This window comes from Limnobacter sp., from assembly GCF_046297615.1.
Taxonomy (GTDB): domain Bacteria; phylum Pseudomonadota; class Gammaproteobacteria; order Burkholderiales; family Burkholderiaceae_B; genus Limnobacter.
In genome coordinates, this window is record NZ_JBKBHM010000003.1 from 326716 (window position 1) to 345095 (window position 18380).

Sequence of the window (18380 nt, forward strand, 5' to 3'; positions counted from 1 at the left end):
ATGAGCAAGAAACCTGCAGCCCGCGCTGGCCTGTCCACCAGGCCAGCCTCCACCTCCGCCAAACGGAGCGGGCCACCCAAACGGCCCAGCACCCGTGACAAAGCCCGCCCCGAAAGCGGCTTTGCGCCGGCTGGCACAGGTCGGGGTGGGCGCCCGGGCCGCAGCGCCAAACCTGCCGCAGCCCCATCCGGTGCACGCCCAGCCCGCAGCACTGGCAGCAAACCCGCGCCCGACAACACCACTACGCGCCCACGCCGCACCCGCGTGGAGGGCACCCGCAGCATCGACCTGCTGGACCCTTACGAGCCGCAGCGCCTGAGCAAAATCATGGCCGCCAAGGGCTTGTGCTCACGCCGCGAGGCCGACTTCCTGATTGAAAAGGGTTGGGTTCGGGTGGATGGCCAGGTTCAAAAAGAACTCGGCGTGAAGGTACTGCCCACCGCCAAAATTGATCTGGACGCTCGGGCCAAAGACGTGTTGGGCAAACAGGTCACCATCCTCTACCACAAACCCATCGGCGTGGTGTCGGGCCAGCCTGAAGGCCGCTACAAGGCCGCCATGGAATGCATCGGGCTGGACAACCAGTGGGACCGAAAAACCGCCATGCCCTTTCACCCCGGCATGCTCAAGGGCTTGGCCCCTGCAGGCCGGCTGGACATCGACTCCACCGGGCTCTTGGTGCTGACTCAGGATGGCCGCGTGGCCAAACAGTTGATTGATGCCAACTCCACTGTGGACAAGGAATACTTGGTGCGTGTGGAAGGCCAGATCGGCGACCGAGGGCTGGAATTGCTGCGCCATGGCCTGACGCTGGACGGCGAAGAGTTGAAACCCGCCAAAGTCAGTTGGTTGAACGAAGACCAATTGCGCTTTGTGCTGGTCGAAGGCAAGAAGCGCCAGATTCGCCGCATGTGTGAAATGGTAGGGCTCAGGGTCGTGGGCTTGAAGCGTGTACGCATGGGCCGCGTGATGCTGGGCGAACTGCCCGTGGGCCAATGGCGCCTGCTACAACCCAACGAACGCTTTTAAGCGGGCAACCTGAACAGGGTTGCCCCAAAAACCCCCTCTTTTTGGGCTTTTGCCTCCCCCGGGTTGGTCATACAGTGGTACGCATTACCACTGCGCACACCTGCCCTGACCATGCTGGCTCAAGCCCCTGACCCCCGCCCTCACTGGAGCGGACCTGCGTCATCCGACAAGGCGTCCTGCGCAGCCCATTCAATGCCGATTGCCTTGGCATTGCCCGACATCCGACGCCAAGGCGATTGGGCCTGTGCCGTGGCCAGTGGCCTGTGCAGCACCGGTCTTCTGCTCGCAGGCCTCTTGGGCCAAAACGCGTTTCTCGCACTGGTATTGGCACTGCCCATGGCCTTCGCCTCGTGGTTGTTGCTGCGGCGGGCTCCGGGCCGTGCGTGGGCGGCCAATGCCCACGCAGCGCTGCTGGCCATTCAAGGCATGCTGCTGACCCTGTTGCTGCCCGGGGTTGGGCCAATCGGCCTGATTTTTCCACTGTTGATGAGCCTGCTGCTGCTTTACCGCGACCCGTGGCCCATCGTGGGTATGGGTGCGGTGGCGCTGTTGTCGCACCTGCTGGACCAGCGGGTGTTGAACGCCGGTGCATCATTCGGTGCCCCAATCAGTGCCTTGCTGTGGCCCGCCCTGGCCCAGGTGGCCTGCACAGCGGTGTTGGCGCTGGTGGCATTTGTGCTGCAAGGCCACGCCAAGGCTGCAGCCCTGCACACCCAACTGCTTGAAGCGCTGGACCCGAAACATGACGCCACCCCCAAGGAAGCCTTGCCCGCGTTGGACACCCCAGCCACACAAAGCCTGACCGCCTGGACCCAACACATGCAATTCATCGTGGCCGGTTTTGCCATGCTGCGTGAGGACGTGCGCGACCTGGCCAACATGGCGCAAACGCTGGACAGCGACCACCCGCTTCAAGCCCAGGACACCGCCCATGCGGCCAACCTGCTGCGCGACTTTGTTCAACAACTGGCCCAACAAACCCGGCTGGGTCAAACCACCAACCAGTTGTCCAAGAAAAACACCGAAGACTGTTTCGACCTCATCAATGGCCTGAATCAGTCGCTGGATGCGCTTCACAAACTCAGCCAACACAGCTACGACTGTCGGCAAACCGCCCAACAACTGGCCCGCGACACGCCTCAAGCCCAACAGGCCTTGGGCGCATTGGCCAGCAACCTGGACACCCTCAACGAGCGTGTGCAGCAGTTTCTCGTCACCATGGAATTGCTCAAAACCGGTTTGAACGCGGTGGAAAACCAATCGGTGGCAGTGGACCGCGCCACCCACCAATGGGTAGAAAACGGGCACAGCAACCAACGCAAAGGCTGGGAAGTCCTCGCCGCCATGGAACAGTTGCAAGGGCGCGCAGGCATCGTCTTCAACACCCTGCACAACGGCGTGCAAACCATTTTGCGCACCGACAACTTGATGCAGGACCTTGAACGCCGGCTCGACCGGTTCAAGGTGTAAACCATGTTGCAACAGGCCTTGCACGACCCGTTGGTGGCCGAGCTGATGGGCAGCCACACCCGTGTGTCGGCCTTGCTGACCGTGCACGACGAGGGGCTGCGCACCCTGTCCGCCAGCAAACACTTCCGGCAACTGCTGGGGCACTCCTCCGATGGGCAAGCCCTGCTTGCCCGTTACGGACAAACCATCACAGACAACCTGAAAAGCGCGTTGTTTGAAGGGTCCGGATGGACAGGGTCTGTTCGCATTCAGGCTCAGTGGGTGAGCCTGCGCCTTCTGCCCTGGAATGGCTTGGGCCTGCTGGAAGAAACGCCTTTGCAGCCAAAGACAGAACCCGCCACCCCATCTGCCGCTGTGGGCCTTGATTTCCCGCCTGCGGTCGGCACGCTGGTGCTGCACCTGAACGACCAAGGCATCATTCTGGGTGCCAGCGAATCGCTGGGCGTGTTCATGGGCCAGGAGTCCTCGGAACTCAAAGGCGTGGACGCACTGAACCTCGTGTACCGCAGCGATGCAGGTCAATTCAAGCGCCTGCTGGACCAAGTGAAATACCGAACCACCGCCAGCGAAGGCGCCTTCCGCATGCGCAATGCCGACAATCAGGTGTTGCTGCTGGACTGGACGGCTGCTGGCGATGGCAATGACATCATTTTGGTGGGCCGACAAAGCCAACACCATGTGGAAGCCGCCCTGCTGCAAAGTGAAGAGCGCATCAACAGCATTCTCGAATCAATGAGCGATGCCTTTTTCGCCATCGACCTGCACGGCCACATCAGCTACGTCAATGCCAAAGGGGCCGAACTGCTGGGCAAACCCGCTCAACTGCTGCTGGGCCGTGTCCTGTGGGACCGCGCCCCACAAATGAAAAAAACCCAACTGTTCCACACCATCAACCAAGCCAAAGGCAGCCTGCAACCTGAAACCTTCCAATGGCAAAACCCGCAAGATGAAGTGTGGTATCAAATCAAGGCCTACCCCAGTCAGGACTTGATCTCCGTCTTTTTCACCGACATCAGCACCATCAAGCGCAGTGAAAACAACATGCGCCACCAAGCCATGCACGACACCCTCACCGGCCTGCCCAACAGGTTGGCCCTGTCGCAGGTGCTGGATGAACTGCTGAACACCCAGGCCGTCACCCAGATGAATATGGGCCTGCTGTTCATCGACCTGGATGGCTTCAAAGCCGTCAACGACACCCTGGGCCATGACAAGGGCGATGAACTGCTGATTGCGGTGTCCAAACGGCTCAAGGGCGTGGTGCGCAACAGCGACATTGTGGCCCGCTTGTCAGGCGATGAATTCGTGATCACCCTGCCCTACATTCCGGGCCATGAAGCCGCCTTCAATGTGGGCCGTAAAGTGGTGGACGCCGTGAGCAAACGGCCCTACGAGTTGGCCGATAAAGCCATCTACATTGGCGCTTCAGTGGGCGTGGCCTTGTACCCGGAAGATGCGCAGGATGTTGAAAGCCTGCTCAAACACGCCGACATCGCCATGTACCAAGCCAAACAGGCGGGCAAAAACACCGTGCGCATGTTCCACAGCGCGATGAGCACCAGCCTGCAAACCAAGGTCAACCTGGAAAACGAATTGCACCACGCGATTGTGCATGACCGCATGGAACTGCATTACCAGCCGCGCATGAACCCGCAGGGCAAGGTGTGTGCGGTGGAAGCACTGGCCCGTTTGCGCAACACGCAAGGGGACTTGGTGGCCCCACTGCATTTCATTCCCATCGCGGAAGAAACCGGACTCATCATCGCCATGGGTGCACAGGTGCTGAAAAAGGCCTGCGAATGGATCGGACAACTCAATACCGAATTGAGCGAACCCATCGGGCTGTCCGTGAACGTGTCGGGCATTCAGTTGCTGGACGGACACCTGACCCAAACCGTGGCCGACGTGCTGCGCGACACAGGTTTCCCACCTCATTTGCTGGAACTGGAACTGACCGAAACCGTGCTGATGCAAAACCACGAGTCCGTGCATGAAGACTTGGTGACCCTGCACAACATGGGCGTGCATTTGTCGATTGACGATTTTGGCACCGGCTACTCCAGCTTGTCGATGCTGCACAAACTGCCGGTACAAAGCATCAAACTGGACCGCTCATTCGTGTGTGAACTGCCCAACACGCCAGACAGCGTCATCATCACCCGCACGGTGCTGGCCATGGCCACCGCGCTGGGCTTGGGTGTGGTGGCTGAAGGGGTAGAAACCGATGAACAGCGTGACTTCCTGATCGATTCAGGCGTGCAGGAGCTTCAGGGCTTTGGTCTGGCCAAGCCAATGACCGACACCGACCTTCACCACTTTCTGAAAGCGCAAAACATCCCCGGGAAACTCGGGCTTCAGGTGCTGGCTGGCCCTGCACCCACTCAACCGTCAGGCCAAACCCTCGGCGCGGGCATCGGCCAGGTCGTACTCGACGCCAAACCCAATTGAGCCCCGAAACACGCGGACTTTCACCAAAGGGCCATGCGGCCGCAGCTCGGCCCACACCCAACGGGCAATGTTTTCCGAGGTGGGCAAGGCAATAAAATCATTCAGGTAAGAATGGTCCAGCCTTTTGCGCACCGCCTCCACTTGCCCGCTGAGCACACTTTCCGGCACCACATAACCATCGGTGGCAGGGCCTTCAAACCACACCTCAGCGGTGTAGCTGTGGCCATGCAAGCCAGGCCAATCGGGCAACTGGTGGGCCACATCGAAGGTGAATTGTTTGAACACTTTCATGGCATGCCTATGACTTTGTGGGTTTGTACGCTCAAGCGCCAGCGCGGGCGGTTCAGGCACACCTCAATGGCGGCCTGCATGTGGGCAGCCTTGCGCGCTGGGTCGGCGTCGTCCATGGCTTGTACAAAAAAGTGGGTGAAATCCAAGGCCTCGAATGAAGCCAAATCCTGCCCGGCCTGGGGCACCACCACTTTCAGTTCATGGCCGGAACGTTGCACCAGTGTGCTGCCTTCTTTGGGGCTGACACAAATCCAGTCCACACCGGCCACCACAGGGTTGGTGCCATTGGTTTCAATCGCAATCTCGAACCCGTGTTCATGCACGGCATCCACCAAGGCGCGGTCCAGTTGCAAGGTGGGTTCCCCACCGGTGAACACCACATAGGGGCGCGCGTTGGGGCCAATGCCTTTGAAGGCCTGCGCAATGGCTTGGGCCAAATCCTCGGCTGTGGTGAACTTGCCGCCACCGGGCCCATCGGTGCCCACAAACTGGGTGTCGCAGAAGCGGCAAATGGCCTGTGCACGGTCTTCCTCCCGCCCAGTCCACAGATTGCACCCGGCAAACCTGCAAAACACGGCAGCGCGGCCTGCCTGGGCACCTTCGCCCTGCAGGGTGTAGAACAGTTCTTTGACGGAATAGGTGCTCAAAACAGTGGGCAACAGGTGAAGGGTCAACAGGCGCCATGCTATCGCAAACCCCGGAAATCAGGGTCGGCCAATGGAGGGAACACGGGCAAAAAAAATGCCCGGTATGGTTAACCGGGCAAACCTCAGAAGCAAAGGAGGAGGGATGTGAGACCTCAGTTTGCAATCACCCCCCTTCCCTTTCAAGTCCTATTTTCGAGCCTTTCCTCGAAACTCCAGAGTTACATCCACTCTTTGACAAGTAGAGCAAACACTCGATTTTCCGCAGTGCGCCATTCGGTGCGGGTTCCACGGCAGGCCCTGCTGACCACCCAGTCATTAAGCCCCTTTTAGAGCAAAAACCCCAAAACTGCTGACCAGTGTCGTCAAAAGCCCACAAGTTACCGAAAAGTCACTTGCCGCCTTAAAACGGCAGGTTCACGCCTTGGGCCACACCGGAAATAGCCGCCTTGAATTCAGCCTGAATGCGGGCCAAAGCCTGCGGGTTGTCGGCTTCAAAACGCATAACCACCACAGGCGTGGTATTGGATGGCCGGGCCAAGCCAAACCCATCGGCGTACTCGGCACGCACGCCATCAATGGTCACCACGCGCTCGGCAGTCGGAAATTGGCCCTTGGCCTGCAGGTCGGCCACAATCTTGAAGTTCTCGCCTTCAGCGGTATTCAGTTGCAGCTCGGGTGTGCTGCTGGAATTGGGCAAGGCATTCAACACCGCACTGGGGTCTGCACTGCGGGACAGAATTTCCAACAGGCGCACACCAGCGTACAAGCCATCATCAAAGCCGTACCAACGTTCCTTGAAGAACACATGGCCACTCATCTCACCGGCCAGCGGTGCACCGGTTTCTTTCAGTTTGGCCTTGATCAAGGAATGGCCGGTGCGCCACATCAGCGGCTCGCCACCGGCTTCTTTCACCGCATTGGCCACGTGCCGTGTGCACTTCACGTCGTAAATCACCATGGCGCCGGGGTTGCGGGCAATCACATCGCGGGCAAACAGAATAAGCTGCCGGTCGGGGTAAATGATCTGGCCGTCTTTGGTGACCACCCCCAAGCGGTCGCCGTCGCCATCGAAGGCCAGGCCCAATTCAGCGTCGCCATCGCGCACGCAGGCAATCAGGTCCTGAAGGTTCTCGGGGTGGGCTGGGTCGGGGTGGTGGTTGGGGAAATTGCCATCCACCTCACAGAACAACTCAGTCACTTCGCAACCCAGCGCCTCATAGAGTGTTTTGGCGAACGCACCCGCCACCCCGTTGCCACAATCCACCGCAATCTTCACGGGGCGGGCCAGGGTGATGTGTCCAAGAATGTTCTTCAGGTAGTCGGGCCACACGTCCTGTGTGCGCAACGTACCCCGGGCCACACCGGCCTGGGTGCCGCGCACAGGCTGTTCGGTCTGAATCCATTTCAGCAGCCCTTGAATGGTGTCACCGTACAGGGTTTCACCATCCACCATCATTTTCAGGCCGTTGTACTGGGGTGGGTTGTGGCTGCCGGTCACCTGCACACCAGTGCCATTGCCCAACAGGAAGGTGGCGTAATACACCAGCGGCGTGGCCACCATGCCCACGTCCACCACATTCACACCGGCATCCAGAAAACCATCGGCCAGTGCGGCACACAGACGGGGGCCAGACAGACGCCCATCCCGGCCCACCACCGCCTCGGTGCGGCCGCGGCTGCGCGCCAGGTTACCCAAAGCGCGGCCCACAGCGTATGCGGCGTCTTCGGTCAAGGTCTCATCCACAATACCGCGAATGTCATAGGCTTTGAAAATGCTGGGGGAAATCGTCATGGTGGTCACTCGTGCAAAATCAGAATTCAGGGCTGTCGCCGCAGCGCAGCAAGGTCAAGGGGCATAATACCGGTTTGATGTTTCAGTCGGCGAAGGACCATGTCCAATTATGTGATTGGCGACGTACAGGGTTGTTTTGACTCCCTTCAGGCCTTGCTGCGCGAGCTTGGGTACCACCCCGAACAGGACACGCTCTGGTTCGCCGGGGACTTGGTCAACCGTGGGCCGCGCTCACTGGACACCCTCCGCTTCATTCGGCAACTGGGCCACAAAGCCCGAGTGGTGCTGGGCAATCATGACCTGCACCTGCTGGCCCTGTACGCCGGCCATGGGCGCCAACACCGCAGCGACACCATCGCCGACATTGTTCAGGCCCTCGATGCCCGCGAACTGATCGACTGGCTGCGTGCCCAGCCTCTGGTTCAGGCCTTGCCCGGTGGGCATGTGCTGGTGCACGCGGGCATTCTGCCGCAATGGTCCCATGCGCAAGCACTGGCCTATTCCGCAGAAGTTCAAGCGGCTTTGCAAGCCGACGACTGGGTGGATTTCATGACCGTGTTGTATGGCAATCAGCCAGACCACTGGTCTGATGCACTGAGCGGACACGACCGCCTGCGCCTGATTGTGAATGTGTGTACCCGCATGCGCATGCTGCGCGAGGACGGCAGTGCCGATTTCAAATTCAAACTGGAACCTGCTGACGCACCCGCCGGGCTGAAACCGTGGTTTGATTACCCACGAGCCCACCCAGACAGCGGGCAAATCCTGTTTGGCCATTGGTCCACCTTGCCCACGCTGCGCAACGCCGCGGGTTACTGCCTGGACACAGGCTGTGTGTGGGGTGGCCAGTTGACGGCCTTGCGGCTGGAAGACTTCGCGGTGTTTCAGGTGCCCGCGCAAGAACCGGGTGTGCCCATCGAACCATAGGCCCCCTCGGCCATTCGGGCTTCAATCACACTGCGGGCTTGGGCACTCAAGGTGTGGCGTGTGTTGCCCTCCACATCAATGGGCGCATGGAACGTGAGGCGACACACAAACCCCTGCGGTGCTGTCACCAACACCCGAATGTTGTCCAGCAAGGTCTGCTCGCCCACAAACGCGGGGGCCTCGGTGAAACGGCCATTGGGCTCAACGTACTGCAAGGTCACCGGCAACAGCGGCACACCCGCCGCAATCGCAGGCTGCACAAAATTGCTGTGAAACGGCAAGGGCTCACGGCCCGTGCCTGTGGTGCCTTCAGGGAACACCGCCACAGTGCGGCCTTGGCCCAACACTTTGGCAGCCGCCTCAATCACTTCCCGCACGGCATGCCGCCGCCCACGTTCAATGAACAGGGTGCCCGAACGCTTGGCCAGTGTGCCGGCCAGCGGCCATTGGGAAATTTCACTTTTGGCAATGAACGTCACCGGGGCCACGGCATTGAAGGCGAAGATGTCGATCCAGCTCACGTGGTTGCTGTACAGCAGCACCGGGCCGTGCTCGGCGTACTGAGCCTGAGGCACTTCAAACACCGCGTCAACACGCACCCTTAAAATGGCCATCAGGCGACGGGCAAACCAGCGCTCCAGCCGAACACGCTGCGCAGGGGACACCACCGCCCACAGCACCAGCACACAAAACAGGCCCTGCAACATGTGCAGCACCATCCTGAGAAGTCGAAATGCGGCCACAGCTCTGCCTTAAGCGGGCAACACGGTGTTGCGCTGGCGGTCCAGCGTGCTGTGCACCAGGCTGCCGTTGACCATGGTGGCCACCACTTTGCCCATCAGCGGAAACCCGTTGAACGGGGTGTGCTTGCCTTGGCTGATCAAGGTGGCCGGGCCCACCACCCACTCGTGGTTGGGGTCGAACACACACAAATCAGCGGGCATGCCGGTGCGCAAACTGCCTGCCTGCGCACCAATGATTCGGGCCGGTGCACTGCTCAACAGCTCGATCATTCGGGCCACCGGCACATTCTGTTCGCGCAGCCATTTCACGGTCAGGGCCAACAACAACTCAAGGCCTGTGGCGCCCGCTTCACTTTCAGCGAAGGGCAACAGTTTGGCGTCGTCGTCCACGGGGGTGTGGTCCGAACAAATGGCGTCGATGGTGCCGTCCAGCAAACCGGCCCGAATGGCATCGCGGTCGCGCTGCTCGCGCAAGGGGGGGATCAGGTGCGCATGCGGGTCGAAAAAGCCGATGTCCATGTCGGTCAAATGCACATGGTGAACGGCCACATCGCAAGTCACGGGCAAACCTTCTGCCTTGGCCTGGCGCACCAGTTCCACACCTTTGGCAGAGCTGACGCGGCACACATGCACACGGGCGCCGGTGTTTCGCACCAGCTCGAAATAGGTTTGCAGGGCAATGGTTTCCGCCATCACCGGCACGCCACTCAAGCCCATGCGGGCTGCGTAAGCCCCAGCGTGGGCCACACCGCCACGGCTCAGGTGGGGCTCGTTGGGGCGCAAAAACACGGTGCAATCGAAGTTGCGGGCATAGCGCATGGCTTGCACCAACACGCGCAAGTCGCCGATGGGCTGCTCGGCTTGGGAAAAGCCCACACACCCGGCCTCGGTCAACTCAGCCATTTCAGTCAGGGTCTGGCCTTGCAGCCCTGTGGTCAATGCGCCCAAGGGGTACACCTTGGCCATGTTCAATTGCCGCGCCTTGAACTTCAGCATTTCCACCAAGCCCGGCTCGTCCAGCACAGGGTCAGTGTCCGGCGGGCACACCAGCGAGGTCACACCACCGGCCATGGCCGCTTCCATTTCACTTTCCAGCGTGGCTTTGTACTCATAGCCGGGCTCGCGCAGGCGGGCGGACAAATCCACCAAACCGGGCAACACCCACAGGCCTTTGGCATCCACCACTCGTCCCGGTGCAAAGTCAGCCGGAATTTCGCCACTGGGCGCCACCGCCACCACGCGGCCCGCTGCCACGGCCACATCCATTGGTGCATCGGCTTCAATGCTGGGGTCGATGACACGGCCCCCGGTAATCAACACGCGCATGTTTGTCTTGTCCTTCTCGGGATCAGGCTGCAACGCCCTTGCTGGAGGCTAGAATGCTCATCACGGCCATACGAACGGCGATGCCGAAAGTCACCTGGTTCAGGATCACACTCTGCGGGCCATCGGCCACCGCAGAATCAATTTCCACACCGCGGTTCATCGGCCCCGGGTGCATCACGATGGCATCGGGCTTGGCCGCCTTCAGCTTGTCTTCAGTCAGGCCAAAATGCTTGAAGTACTCCTGGGCTGATGGAATGAAGGCACCCGCCATGCGCTCTTTCTGCAGGCGCAGCATGATGATCACATCCACATCCCGAATGCCTTCACGCAGGTCGTGCACCACTTTCACACCCATGGTTTCAAACTGGCTGGGCACCAGCGTGCGGGGGCCCACCACACGCACCTCGGGGCAACCCAAGGTGGTCAGTGCATGAATGTCGGACCGGGCCACGCGGCTGTGCACCACATCGCCCACAATCGCCACGCGCAGCTTGGTGAAGTCTTTCTTGAAGTGCCGGATGGTGTACATGTCCAGCAGGGCTTGGGTGGGGTGTGCGTGCCGGCCGTCGCCCGCGTTGATGACGTGAATGCTGCCACCGCTGATGCGGTTCAGGTGCTGGGCCAAAAAAGTAGGCGCACCGCTTTCCGAATGGCGCATCACAAACATGTCGGCGGACATGGCGGCCAGGTTGTCAATCGTGTCCAGCAGGCTTTCGCCTTTGGCGGTGGACGACGAACCAATGTTCAGGTTGACCACATCGGCCGACAAGCGTTTGGCCGCTATTTCAAAGGTGGTTCGGGTGCGGGTGGAGTTCTCAAAAAACACGTTGAACACCGATTTGCCACGCAGCAGGGGCACCGATTTGATCTCCCGGTCAGTGACCGACAGGAACGATTCCGCCGTGTCCAGAATCCGGTGAATCATGGCCTTGGGCAGGCCTTCGATACTCAACAGGTGGATCAGCTCTCCGGCTGCATTCAGTTGGGGGTTGTTCAATTAATTCGCCTCCAGGTCCAAATGAAAGGCGCCTGAATCGTCTTGGGTCAGGACAAATTGTTCGTTGGGTTTCAAGGGCACATGCATGCCCACGTACTGCGCCTCGATGGGCAATTGGCGGCCACCCCGGTCCAGCATCACGGCCAGTTCGATTTTCTCGGGCCGGCCATAGTCAAACAGGTGGTTCACAATGGCCCTCGTGGTGCGGCCGGTGTACAGCACATCGTCCACCAGCAAAATGCTGCGGCCATCCACATCAAACGGCACTTCAGCGGGCTTGGGGTCCGCTTTCAAACCACGGCTGGAAAAGTCATCGCGGTAGAACGCGCTGTCCAAAAAACCGCAAGGCAGCGTGAAGCCCAAATCCGTGTGCAGGCGTTGCGCAATCCACGCGCCCCCGCTGTGCACACCGATCAGGCCCAGTTCGCTGCGGTCGGGGAAGGCTTTGGCAATTTGGTCGCGCAAACGCGCATAAAGGTTTTCCGGATTGGGTAAGCTCATCGCCCCTCCAAAAAATACTGTTCGAGTATCAGGCAGGCGCTGCCCGAATCCACTTTGCCTTTGTTGCGCCGCGCCTCGTCACCACCCAGGCAGCTTTCGATGATTGCACTGGTGTACCGCTCATCCACCTGCGCACAGGCCATGCCAAAGCGGCCTTCAAGCTGGCGGGCAAAACGCTCGCAACGTGCAGTCATGCTGTTGGGCTCGCCATCATCATGGCGGGGCACGCCCACCACAAGGCCCTCGGGCTGCCACTCACGAATGATGGCTGCAATGCGGTCAAAGCGGGTTTTCTCGTCTTCCGCCTCAATCACGCCCACAGGGGTGGCTGTTTTGGTCAAGGTGTTTCCAAAGGCCACCCCAATGCGCTTCAAACCGAAATCAAAAGCCAACAGCAGGGAGGGTTTGGACGTGTGCATGCCGTCACGCATGCCCGGCCACGCCGGAGAGCAGCAGGGGGTCGATACCGAGCAGGGCGTAAGCTTTGGCAAAACGTTCCTGCAAGGGGGTATCGAACAGAATGTCGTCGTTGGCGGGCACCGTCAGCCACGCGTTCTGGGCCAACTCTTCTTCCAACTGGCCCTCGCTCCAACCCGCGTAGCCCAGGGTGATGAACCAGCGCTCAGGGGCTTGGCCTTGGGCCACAGCTTCGAGAATGTCTTTGGAGGTGGTCAGGCGAATGTCGTCGGTCACCACCAGCGAGGAATTCCACACTTTGCCGCCCGAATGCAACACAAAACCACGCTCACCCGCCACCGGCCCGCCAAACAGCACTGGGTCGGTGTCCGTGGCGGCGGCCTGGCCGCCCAGGTCGATTTTGTCCAGCAGGCCAGCCACTGTCAGGTCGGTTGGGCGGTTGATGACCAAGCCCATGGCGCCCTTGCTGGAGTGCTCACACACATAGACCACGGCCCCCGCAAAATTGGGGTCCAGCATGTTGGGCATCGCCAGCAGCAGATGACCGGACAGGCTGAAATCAGGCACAGTGGTTTTAGGGGCTTGAGTCATGCCAAAATTGTAATGCCTTTTGCAGTAACCCCACGCCCACCGGACGTATTTATGGCCCCAGCAGTCAACCCATCCAGCCTTGCCCATCACCCCTTGTCCACCCAACCTGCCGTCACCCCGGTCCACACCGGTTTGATGTGGTTCAGGCGGGACTTGCGGACCGACGACAACGCCGCCCTGTTTTATGCCCTCAAACACTGCAAAGCCCTGCATGCGGTGTTTGTGTTTGACCGCACAATTCTGGACGCGCTGCCCCGAAAAAACGACCGTCGTGTGGAATTCATCTGGCACAGCGTGGCCGAACTGAAAGCCACACTGCAGGCCGCCGGGGGCGACCTTCATGTGCTTCATGCACCGGCCGCGCAAGCCATTCCCGCGTTGGCCCAGCAGTTGGGTGCGCAGGCCGTGTTCACCAACAAAGACTACGAGCCCGCCGCCCGTGAACGGGATGCCTCGGTGCGCCAAACCCTGGCCGACCAGGGCTGCCCGTTCTACACCTTCAAAGACACGGTGCTTTTCGAAGAAGATGAAGTGCTGACCCAAGGCGGCAAATTTTTCTCGGTCTTTACCCCCTTCAAAAACGCCTGCCTGAAAAAGCTCGACCCATTTCACCTCACCGCTTACCCCAGCGCCCAGCGCCTGGCCTCGGGTGTGCTGGCCAAACCGTCAAGCCCACCGCCACTGCCCAGCCTGCAAGCCATGGGGTTTGAAACCACCAACATTCTTGAGTTGGTGACCCCCGGGCAACAGGGGGCCTTGGCCGCGCTGGACGACTTCCTGACCCGCATCGACCGCTACAAAACCGCGCGAGACTTCCCCGCCGTCAAAGGCGTGAGCTACCTGTCCGTGCACATGCGTTTTGGCACGGTTTCCGTCCGCCGCTGCGGCCGGGCCGCGTGGGAGCGTTTTCAGGCCAATGGCAGCGAAGGAGCCATGGGCTGGCTCAATGAACTGATATGGCGTGACTTTTATTTCCAGATAATTTTCCACCGGCCCGATGCCGCCCAGAACGCTTTCAGGCCGGAGTACGACCTGATCGTCTGGGACGCCGACGAGAAAGCCCAACGCCTGTTTGAAGCCTGGTGCGAAGGCCGCACCGGCTACCCGCTGGTGGACGCAGCCATGCGACAACTGAACCAGACGGGCTACCAGCACAACCGCTTGCGCATGGTCACCGCCAGCTTTCTGACCAAAGACTTGGGCATCGACTGGCGCTGGGGCGAGCGTTATTTCGCCGACCACCTGAACGACTTCGACTTGTCAGCCAACAACGGGGGGTGGCAGTGGGCGGCCAGCAGCGGCTGCGATGCTCAGCCCTACTTCAGGATCTTCAACCCGGTCAATCAGTCCGAGAAATTCGACCCCGAAGGGAAATTCATCCGCAAATACTGCCCCGAACTGGCCAAATTGCCCAACAAGGTGATTCATGCCCCGTGGGCCTGCCCGCCGCTTGAGCTGCAAGCCGCCCATGTGGTGCTGGGTGAAACCTATCCCAGGCCGGTGGTCGACCACGACTTCGCCCGCAAAAAAACACTGGAGCGATACGCAGTGGTGAAAAAGAGCACACCCGAAGCAGACTGAACCCTTGGGCTGCAGTGGCCACTTAATGGGGTCTGAATTCATGGATTCCCTGCCGTGGCCACTTTCCCCTCAACCCGCCGGGCGCTGTGCAGCCTGGCCCTGGCATGGGCCACGCTAGGCCTGCTGAGCCCCACCGAAGCCAAACAGACGAAGGACACAATACCCGCCAAGTCGTCCACCAAGGCATCCACCAAAGCAAGCGCCAAATCGGGGTCCAAGCCGGCTGAATCGAACAACACCAAGCCCGCCAGCAATGCCCGACGCGGTGCGGCCCAGCCCTATGTGGCTGCCAACGTGGCTGAACTCACCACGGAACGCACCATGACCGGCGCCATTCTTCGCCTGATTCAGGTGGACGCCAACCGGGGCAAGGCCAGCGAGGCTGGGGACACCCCACTTCTGGTGCTGGAGCTGTTTGAGCCTCGCACCATGGCCCTGCTGGACCAACTGCAACTCAAAGGCCAACTGGCCACTCAGGAAGGCCGCATGGTCGACCTGCAGCGCCACGCCGGGGTTCGGGTTGAGCGCCTGGAAGTGAACGGGGAAGCCGTCGAGTTCGTGCTGGAATACAGCCCGGTGCGCAGCAAGGCGTTCTGGGTGTTCTGCTCAGTCAGCCTCGCCGACGAAACGCTCGGCGCACCGCTGTGCCACACCGACAGCGAACTGACGGTGGACCCAGCCAGCCTCAACCCCTGATGGCCTCGAAGGCCCGTTGAGCCGCTGCACCGGTGGCTTGAATCACAGCATCGGTGTGGGTGACCGACACAAACCCAGCCTCAAAGGCCGACGGGGCCAAGTACACGCCTTCAGCCAGCATGGCATGGAAGAAACGGTTGAAGCGCTCGCGGTTGCTGGCGCTGACTTCCGCAAATGAAGCCGGCACCGCCTCACTGAAATACACGCCGAACATGCCGCCAATGCTGTCGGCACAGAACGCAGGCTCACCCGCAGCCTTGGCTGCAGCCTCAAAGGCATCCACCAGTTTGGCGGTCTGGCTTTCCAGCGTGGTGTAAAAACCGGGTTGCTTCAACAGGTTCAGGGTGGTCAACCCTGCGGCCACCGCCACAGGGTTGCCGCTCAGGGTTCCAGCCTGATACACAGGGCCCAGCGGCGCAATGCAGGCCATGATGTCCCGGCGGCCACCAAAAGCCCCCACCGGCATGCCTCCGCCAATAATCTTGCCCAGGGTGGTCAAGTCAGGGGTAATGCCGTACACCCCCTGCACGCCCTGCGGGCCCACGCGGAAGCCGGTCATCACCTCATCAAAAATCAACACGCTGCCATGTTGAGTACACAGGTCGCGCAGTGCCTGCAAAAACTCGCGGGTGGGTTTAACAAGGTTCATGTTGCCCGCCACAGGCTCCACAATCACGCAGGCAATTTGGTCGCCACTGGCCTGAAACAAGGCATGCAGTTGTTCCACATTGTTGTAGTCCAGCACGCGGGTGTGTTTGGCAAAGTCTTCCGGCACACCGGCGGAGGTTGGGTTGCCAAAAGTCAGCAGCCCCGAACCGGCCTTCACCAACAGGCTGTCTGCATGGCCGTGGTAGCAACCCTCAAACTTCACAATGGTTGGCCGTCCGGTGAAACCACGGGCCAGGCGAATGGCGCTCATGGTGGCTTCGGTGCCTGAACTCACCAAACGAACCTGCTCCATGGAGGGCAGCATTTCACACAGCGTTTCCGCCATCACAATTTCAGCCTCAGTGGGTGCACCAAAGCTCAGGCCACCCACAGCCGCCTCCTGCACTGCCCGAATCACCTCAGGGTGCGCATGGCCCAGCACCGCTGGCCCCCACGAACCGATGTAGTCGATGTACTGGCGGTCGTCCGCATCCCACACATAAGGGCCATTGGCCCGCTTGAAAAACCGGGGTGTTCCCCCCACCGACTTGAACGCCCGCACCGGGGAATTCACACCCCCGGGAATGGTTTTCTGGGCGCGTTCAAACAACAACTCATTGCGGGACATTCCACTTCTCCAACAGGCAATTTCACGGCTTGGCCGTTTCGAATTCTTCCACCCAGGCCCGGGCACGGTTCAGCACCTTCAGGGCGTCAGGCCGCTCTTCCGCCCCACCAAACAAGCCCGACACCACAGCCACAGCGTCCGCCCCAGCGGCGCGCAAGGGTGCCACATTGTGCAGGGCAACCCCACCAATGGCCACCACCGGCACGCCCAGGGCGCGGGCTTGGCCCAGCAATTCCAACGGGGCGCGCACCGCAGCAGGTTTGGTGGTGCTGGGGTACACAGCGCCAAAAGCCACGTAATCGGCCCCTTTGCGCACGGCACGCTCAGCCCGGTCCAGCTCATTGTAGCAAGAGGCCCCAATCAGCAGGCCCGCAGGCAAAGTGTGTCGGGCTGAATCCACAGGCTCATCGTCACGCCCCAAGTGGACCCCATCCACACCCGGCAAATTCCAGTGCACCACCGATTCCGCAGACACATCATTCACAATCAAATGGGCACTGTAGGGCATGCAGACATCACACAGGTCAGCCACAAACTCGCCCAATTCATCCATCGGCCAGTTTTTCTGTCGGCACTGGAACAGGCGCACACCGCCTTCCAGCGCAGCCTGAACTGAATCCAGTACCGCTTGCCGGGTCCACAAACCGCCCACCTCCGGGGTGATGGCATACACGCCGCGAATCACACGTTGGGCGTACGGACTCATGATTCCCCCCGGCCTTGGGCCAGTTGTTGCATCAGGTGCAGGCGGTCGGGAATGCGCTGCCCCTGGCCAATCGCAAACCCATGGCTTAGGGCCTGCCAGGTGAATTCAAGCGCCAAGCCCACGGCATCGTTCAGGCTCAAACCCTGAGCCCAGGCCCCGGCGCAGGCGCTGGCCAACGTACAGCCGGACCCATGGTACTGGTGGGGCAAGCGGGCACACGGAAAGGCCTGCTCTGCCACCTCCCCTTCCTGGTCCCAATACAGGCGGTTCACCACATCCACCTCGTCCAGGTGCTCCCCTTTGATCAACACCGCCCGAACCCCCTGATTCAACAGGCTGGCGGCGGCATCGGCAGGGGTGCTTTGCCCGGTCAGCGCCTGCGCCTCGGGCCAGTTGGGGGTGATCAGGTCGATCAAGGGGAACAGCCGCGCTTGCATCGCAGACCACACGGCAGCGGCACCCAGGGCATCTCCACGGCCCGACGCCCTGACCGGGTCCACCACCAAGGGGGCGTCCGGGTATTCAGTTTTCAATCGAAACACCGCATCCACAGCGGCTGTGCTGCCCAACACGCCCACCTTGATGGCCGAAGGGGCAAGCCCATCATCCAGCAACACGTCCAGTTGGCGGTTGATCGCGCGCTCATCCACAGGCTCAAACCAGGCCACACCCACCGTGTTTTGCGCGGTCAACCCGGTCAGGACAGTCAATGGGTGAACCCCCATGGCAGCCAGCGTCAGGGCGTCGGCCTGCATCCCGGCACCGCAGGTGGGGTCGGAAGCAGAAAACGTAAATACCAAGGGGACTCGAATCGACATTGAACACTCAAAATTGGCCCGCACGCAGACCGCGCGGGGATCAAACTGAGTATTATCCACCGGTTGAAAAATCATTTTGGCGGCCCGCCTGCGAATGCGGGCTTTGCAGTTGCTGGAGTCTCAG

General features: G+C 60.7%; 18 protein-coding genes. 6 read left to right on the top strand and 12 right to left on the bottom strand.

Features of this window, described 5'->3' with window-relative positions:
• The first annotated feature begins 291 nt into the window (after window positions 1–291).
• From ACK4FF_RS08610 to ACK4FF_RS08620, 3 genes are all read left to right on the top strand, one after another.
• Window positions 292–1029 carry a pseudouridine synthase gene (locus ACK4FF_RS08610; protein WP_409707890.1) on the top strand — a complete coding sequence of 246 codons (738 nt, stop codon included), beginning with the start codon at window positions 292–294 and terminating at the stop codon, window positions 1027–1029.
• 192 nt (window positions 1030–1221) lie between these two features.
• The gene (locus ACK4FF_RS08615) at window positions 1222–2499 is read left to right on the top strand and encodes a hypothetical protein (protein WP_409707461.1); all 1278 of its coding nucleotides are present in this window, start codon (window positions 1222–1224) and stop codon (window positions 2497–2499) included.
• Between the two features lie 3 nt (window positions 2500–2502).
• Complete coding sequence (locus ACK4FF_RS08620) at window positions 2503–4947, top strand: putative bifunctional diguanylate cyclase/phosphodiesterase (RefSeq protein ID WP_409707464.1); 2445 nt, start codon at window positions 2503–2505, stop codon at window positions 4945–4947.
• Here ACK4FF_RS08620 and ACK4FF_RS08625 read toward each other — a convergent pair.
• From ACK4FF_RS08625 to ACK4FF_RS08635, 3 genes are all read right to left on the bottom strand, one after another.
• A complete protein-coding gene (locus ACK4FF_RS08625; protein WP_409707467.1) occupies window positions 4888–5238 on the bottom strand; it encodes a 6-pyruvoyl trahydropterin synthase family protein in 351 nt (116 codons plus the stop codon). The two genes, ACK4FF_RS08620 and ACK4FF_RS08625, sit on opposite strands and share 60 nt — an antisense overlap.
• On the bottom strand, window positions 5235–5912 hold the full coding sequence (gene queE, locus ACK4FF_RS08630) for a 7-carboxy-7-deazaguanine synthase (RefSeq protein WP_409707470.1): 678 nt from the start codon (window positions 5910–5912) through the stop codon (window positions 5235–5237). The genes ACK4FF_RS08625 and queE overlap by 4 nt, the downstream gene beginning before the upstream one ends.
• A 373-nt stretch (window positions 5913–6285) precedes the next feature.
• Entirely contained in the window at window positions 6286–7677 is a 1392-nt protein-coding gene (locus ACK4FF_RS08635) for a phosphomannomutase/phosphoglucomutase (protein WP_409707473.1), read from the bottom strand.
• A 99-nt stretch (window positions 7678–7776) separates the two neighbouring features.
• Here ACK4FF_RS08635 and ACK4FF_RS08640 point away from each other — a divergent pair, with 99 nt between their 5' ends.
• Window positions 7777–8604 carry a symmetrical bis(5'-nucleosyl)-tetraphosphatase gene (locus ACK4FF_RS08640; protein ID WP_409707476.1) on the top strand — a complete coding sequence of 276 codons (828 nt, stop codon included), beginning with the start codon at window positions 7777–7779 and terminating at the stop codon, window positions 8602–8604.
• On the opposite strand, the gene ACK4FF_RS08645 is transcribed toward ACK4FF_RS08640, so the two are convergent.
• From ACK4FF_RS08645 to ACK4FF_RS08670, 6 genes are read right to left on the bottom strand one after another with little or no spacing between them, the layout of a single operon-like run.
• Window positions 8562–9311: a lysophospholipid acyltransferase family protein gene (locus tag ACK4FF_RS08645; protein ID WP_409707479.1), complete on the bottom strand. Its 750-nt coding sequence runs from the start codon at window positions 9309–9311 to the stop codon at window positions 8562–8564. The genes ACK4FF_RS08640 and ACK4FF_RS08645 overlap by 43 nt on opposite strands.
• A gap of 45 nt (window positions 9312–9356) precedes the next feature.
• On the bottom strand, window positions 9357–10673 hold the full coding sequence (locus ACK4FF_RS08650) for a dihydroorotase (RefSeq protein ID WP_409707482.1): 1317 nt from the start codon (window positions 10671–10673) through the stop codon (window positions 9357–9359).
• 22 nt (window positions 10674–10695) lie between these two features.
• Complete coding sequence (locus ACK4FF_RS08655) at window positions 10696–11670, bottom strand: aspartate carbamoyltransferase catalytic subunit (protein WP_409707484.1); 975 nt, start codon at window positions 11668–11670, stop codon at window positions 10696–10698.
• Window positions 11671–12171: a bifunctional pyr operon transcriptional regulator/uracil phosphoribosyltransferase PyrR gene (gene pyrR, locus ACK4FF_RS08660; protein WP_409707487.1), complete on the bottom strand. Its 501-nt coding sequence runs from the start codon at window positions 12169–12171 to the stop codon at window positions 11671–11673.
• Window positions 12168–12602 carry a Holliday junction resolvase RuvX gene (ruvX, locus tag ACK4FF_RS08665; RefSeq protein WP_409707490.1) on the bottom strand — a complete coding sequence of 145 codons (435 nt, stop codon included), beginning with the start codon at window positions 12600–12602 and terminating at the stop codon, window positions 12168–12170. Before ruvX ends, pyrR begins: the two co-directional genes overlap by 4 nt.
• Window positions 12595–13179, bottom strand: coding sequence for a YqgE/AlgH family protein (locus tag ACK4FF_RS08670; RefSeq protein WP_409707493.1), 585 nt, complete (start codon window positions 13177–13179; stop codon window positions 12595–12597). The genes ruvX and ACK4FF_RS08670 overlap by 8 nt, the downstream gene beginning before the upstream one ends.
• A 51-nt stretch (window positions 13180–13230) precedes the next feature.
• Here ACK4FF_RS08670 and ACK4FF_RS08675 point away from each other — a divergent pair, with 51 nt between their 5' ends.
• Together ACK4FF_RS08675 and ACK4FF_RS08680 are read left to right on the top strand one after the other, a co-directional pair.
• A complete protein-coding gene (locus ACK4FF_RS08675; RefSeq protein ID WP_409707496.1) occupies window positions 13231–14760 on the top strand; it encodes a cryptochrome/photolyase family protein in 1530 nt (509 codons plus the stop codon).
• A 54-nt stretch (window positions 14761–14814) separates the two neighbouring features.
• Window positions 14815–15456, top strand: a complete 642-nt coding sequence (locus tag ACK4FF_RS08680) for a hypothetical protein (RefSeq protein WP_409707499.1) — start codon at window positions 14815–14817, stop codon at window positions 15454–15456.
• On the opposite strand, the gene hemL is transcribed toward ACK4FF_RS08680, so the two are convergent.
• Genes hemL through ACK4FF_RS08695 form a run of 3 tightly spaced genes read right to left on the bottom strand, consistent with a single transcriptional unit; the run spans window position 15446 to window position 18256 of the window.
• Complete coding sequence (hemL, locus tag ACK4FF_RS08685) at window positions 15446–16732, bottom strand: glutamate-1-semialdehyde 2,1-aminomutase (protein WP_409707502.1); 1287 nt, start codon at window positions 16730–16732, stop codon at window positions 15446–15448. The two genes, ACK4FF_RS08680 and hemL, sit on opposite strands and share 11 nt — an antisense overlap.
• A 22-nt stretch (window positions 16733–16754) precedes the next feature.
• Window positions 16755–17438 (bottom strand): thiamine phosphate synthase, encoded by a 684-nt coding sequence (gene thiE, locus ACK4FF_RS08690; protein WP_409707505.1) that lies wholly within the window; start codon window positions 17436–17438, stop codon window positions 16755–16757.
• A complete protein-coding gene (locus ACK4FF_RS08695; RefSeq protein WP_409707508.1) occupies window positions 17435–18256 on the bottom strand; it encodes a hydroxymethylpyrimidine/phosphomethylpyrimidine kinase in 822 nt (273 codons plus the stop codon). Before ACK4FF_RS08695 ends, thiE begins: the two co-directional genes overlap by 4 nt.
• Window positions 18257–18380: the final 124 nt, after the last annotated feature.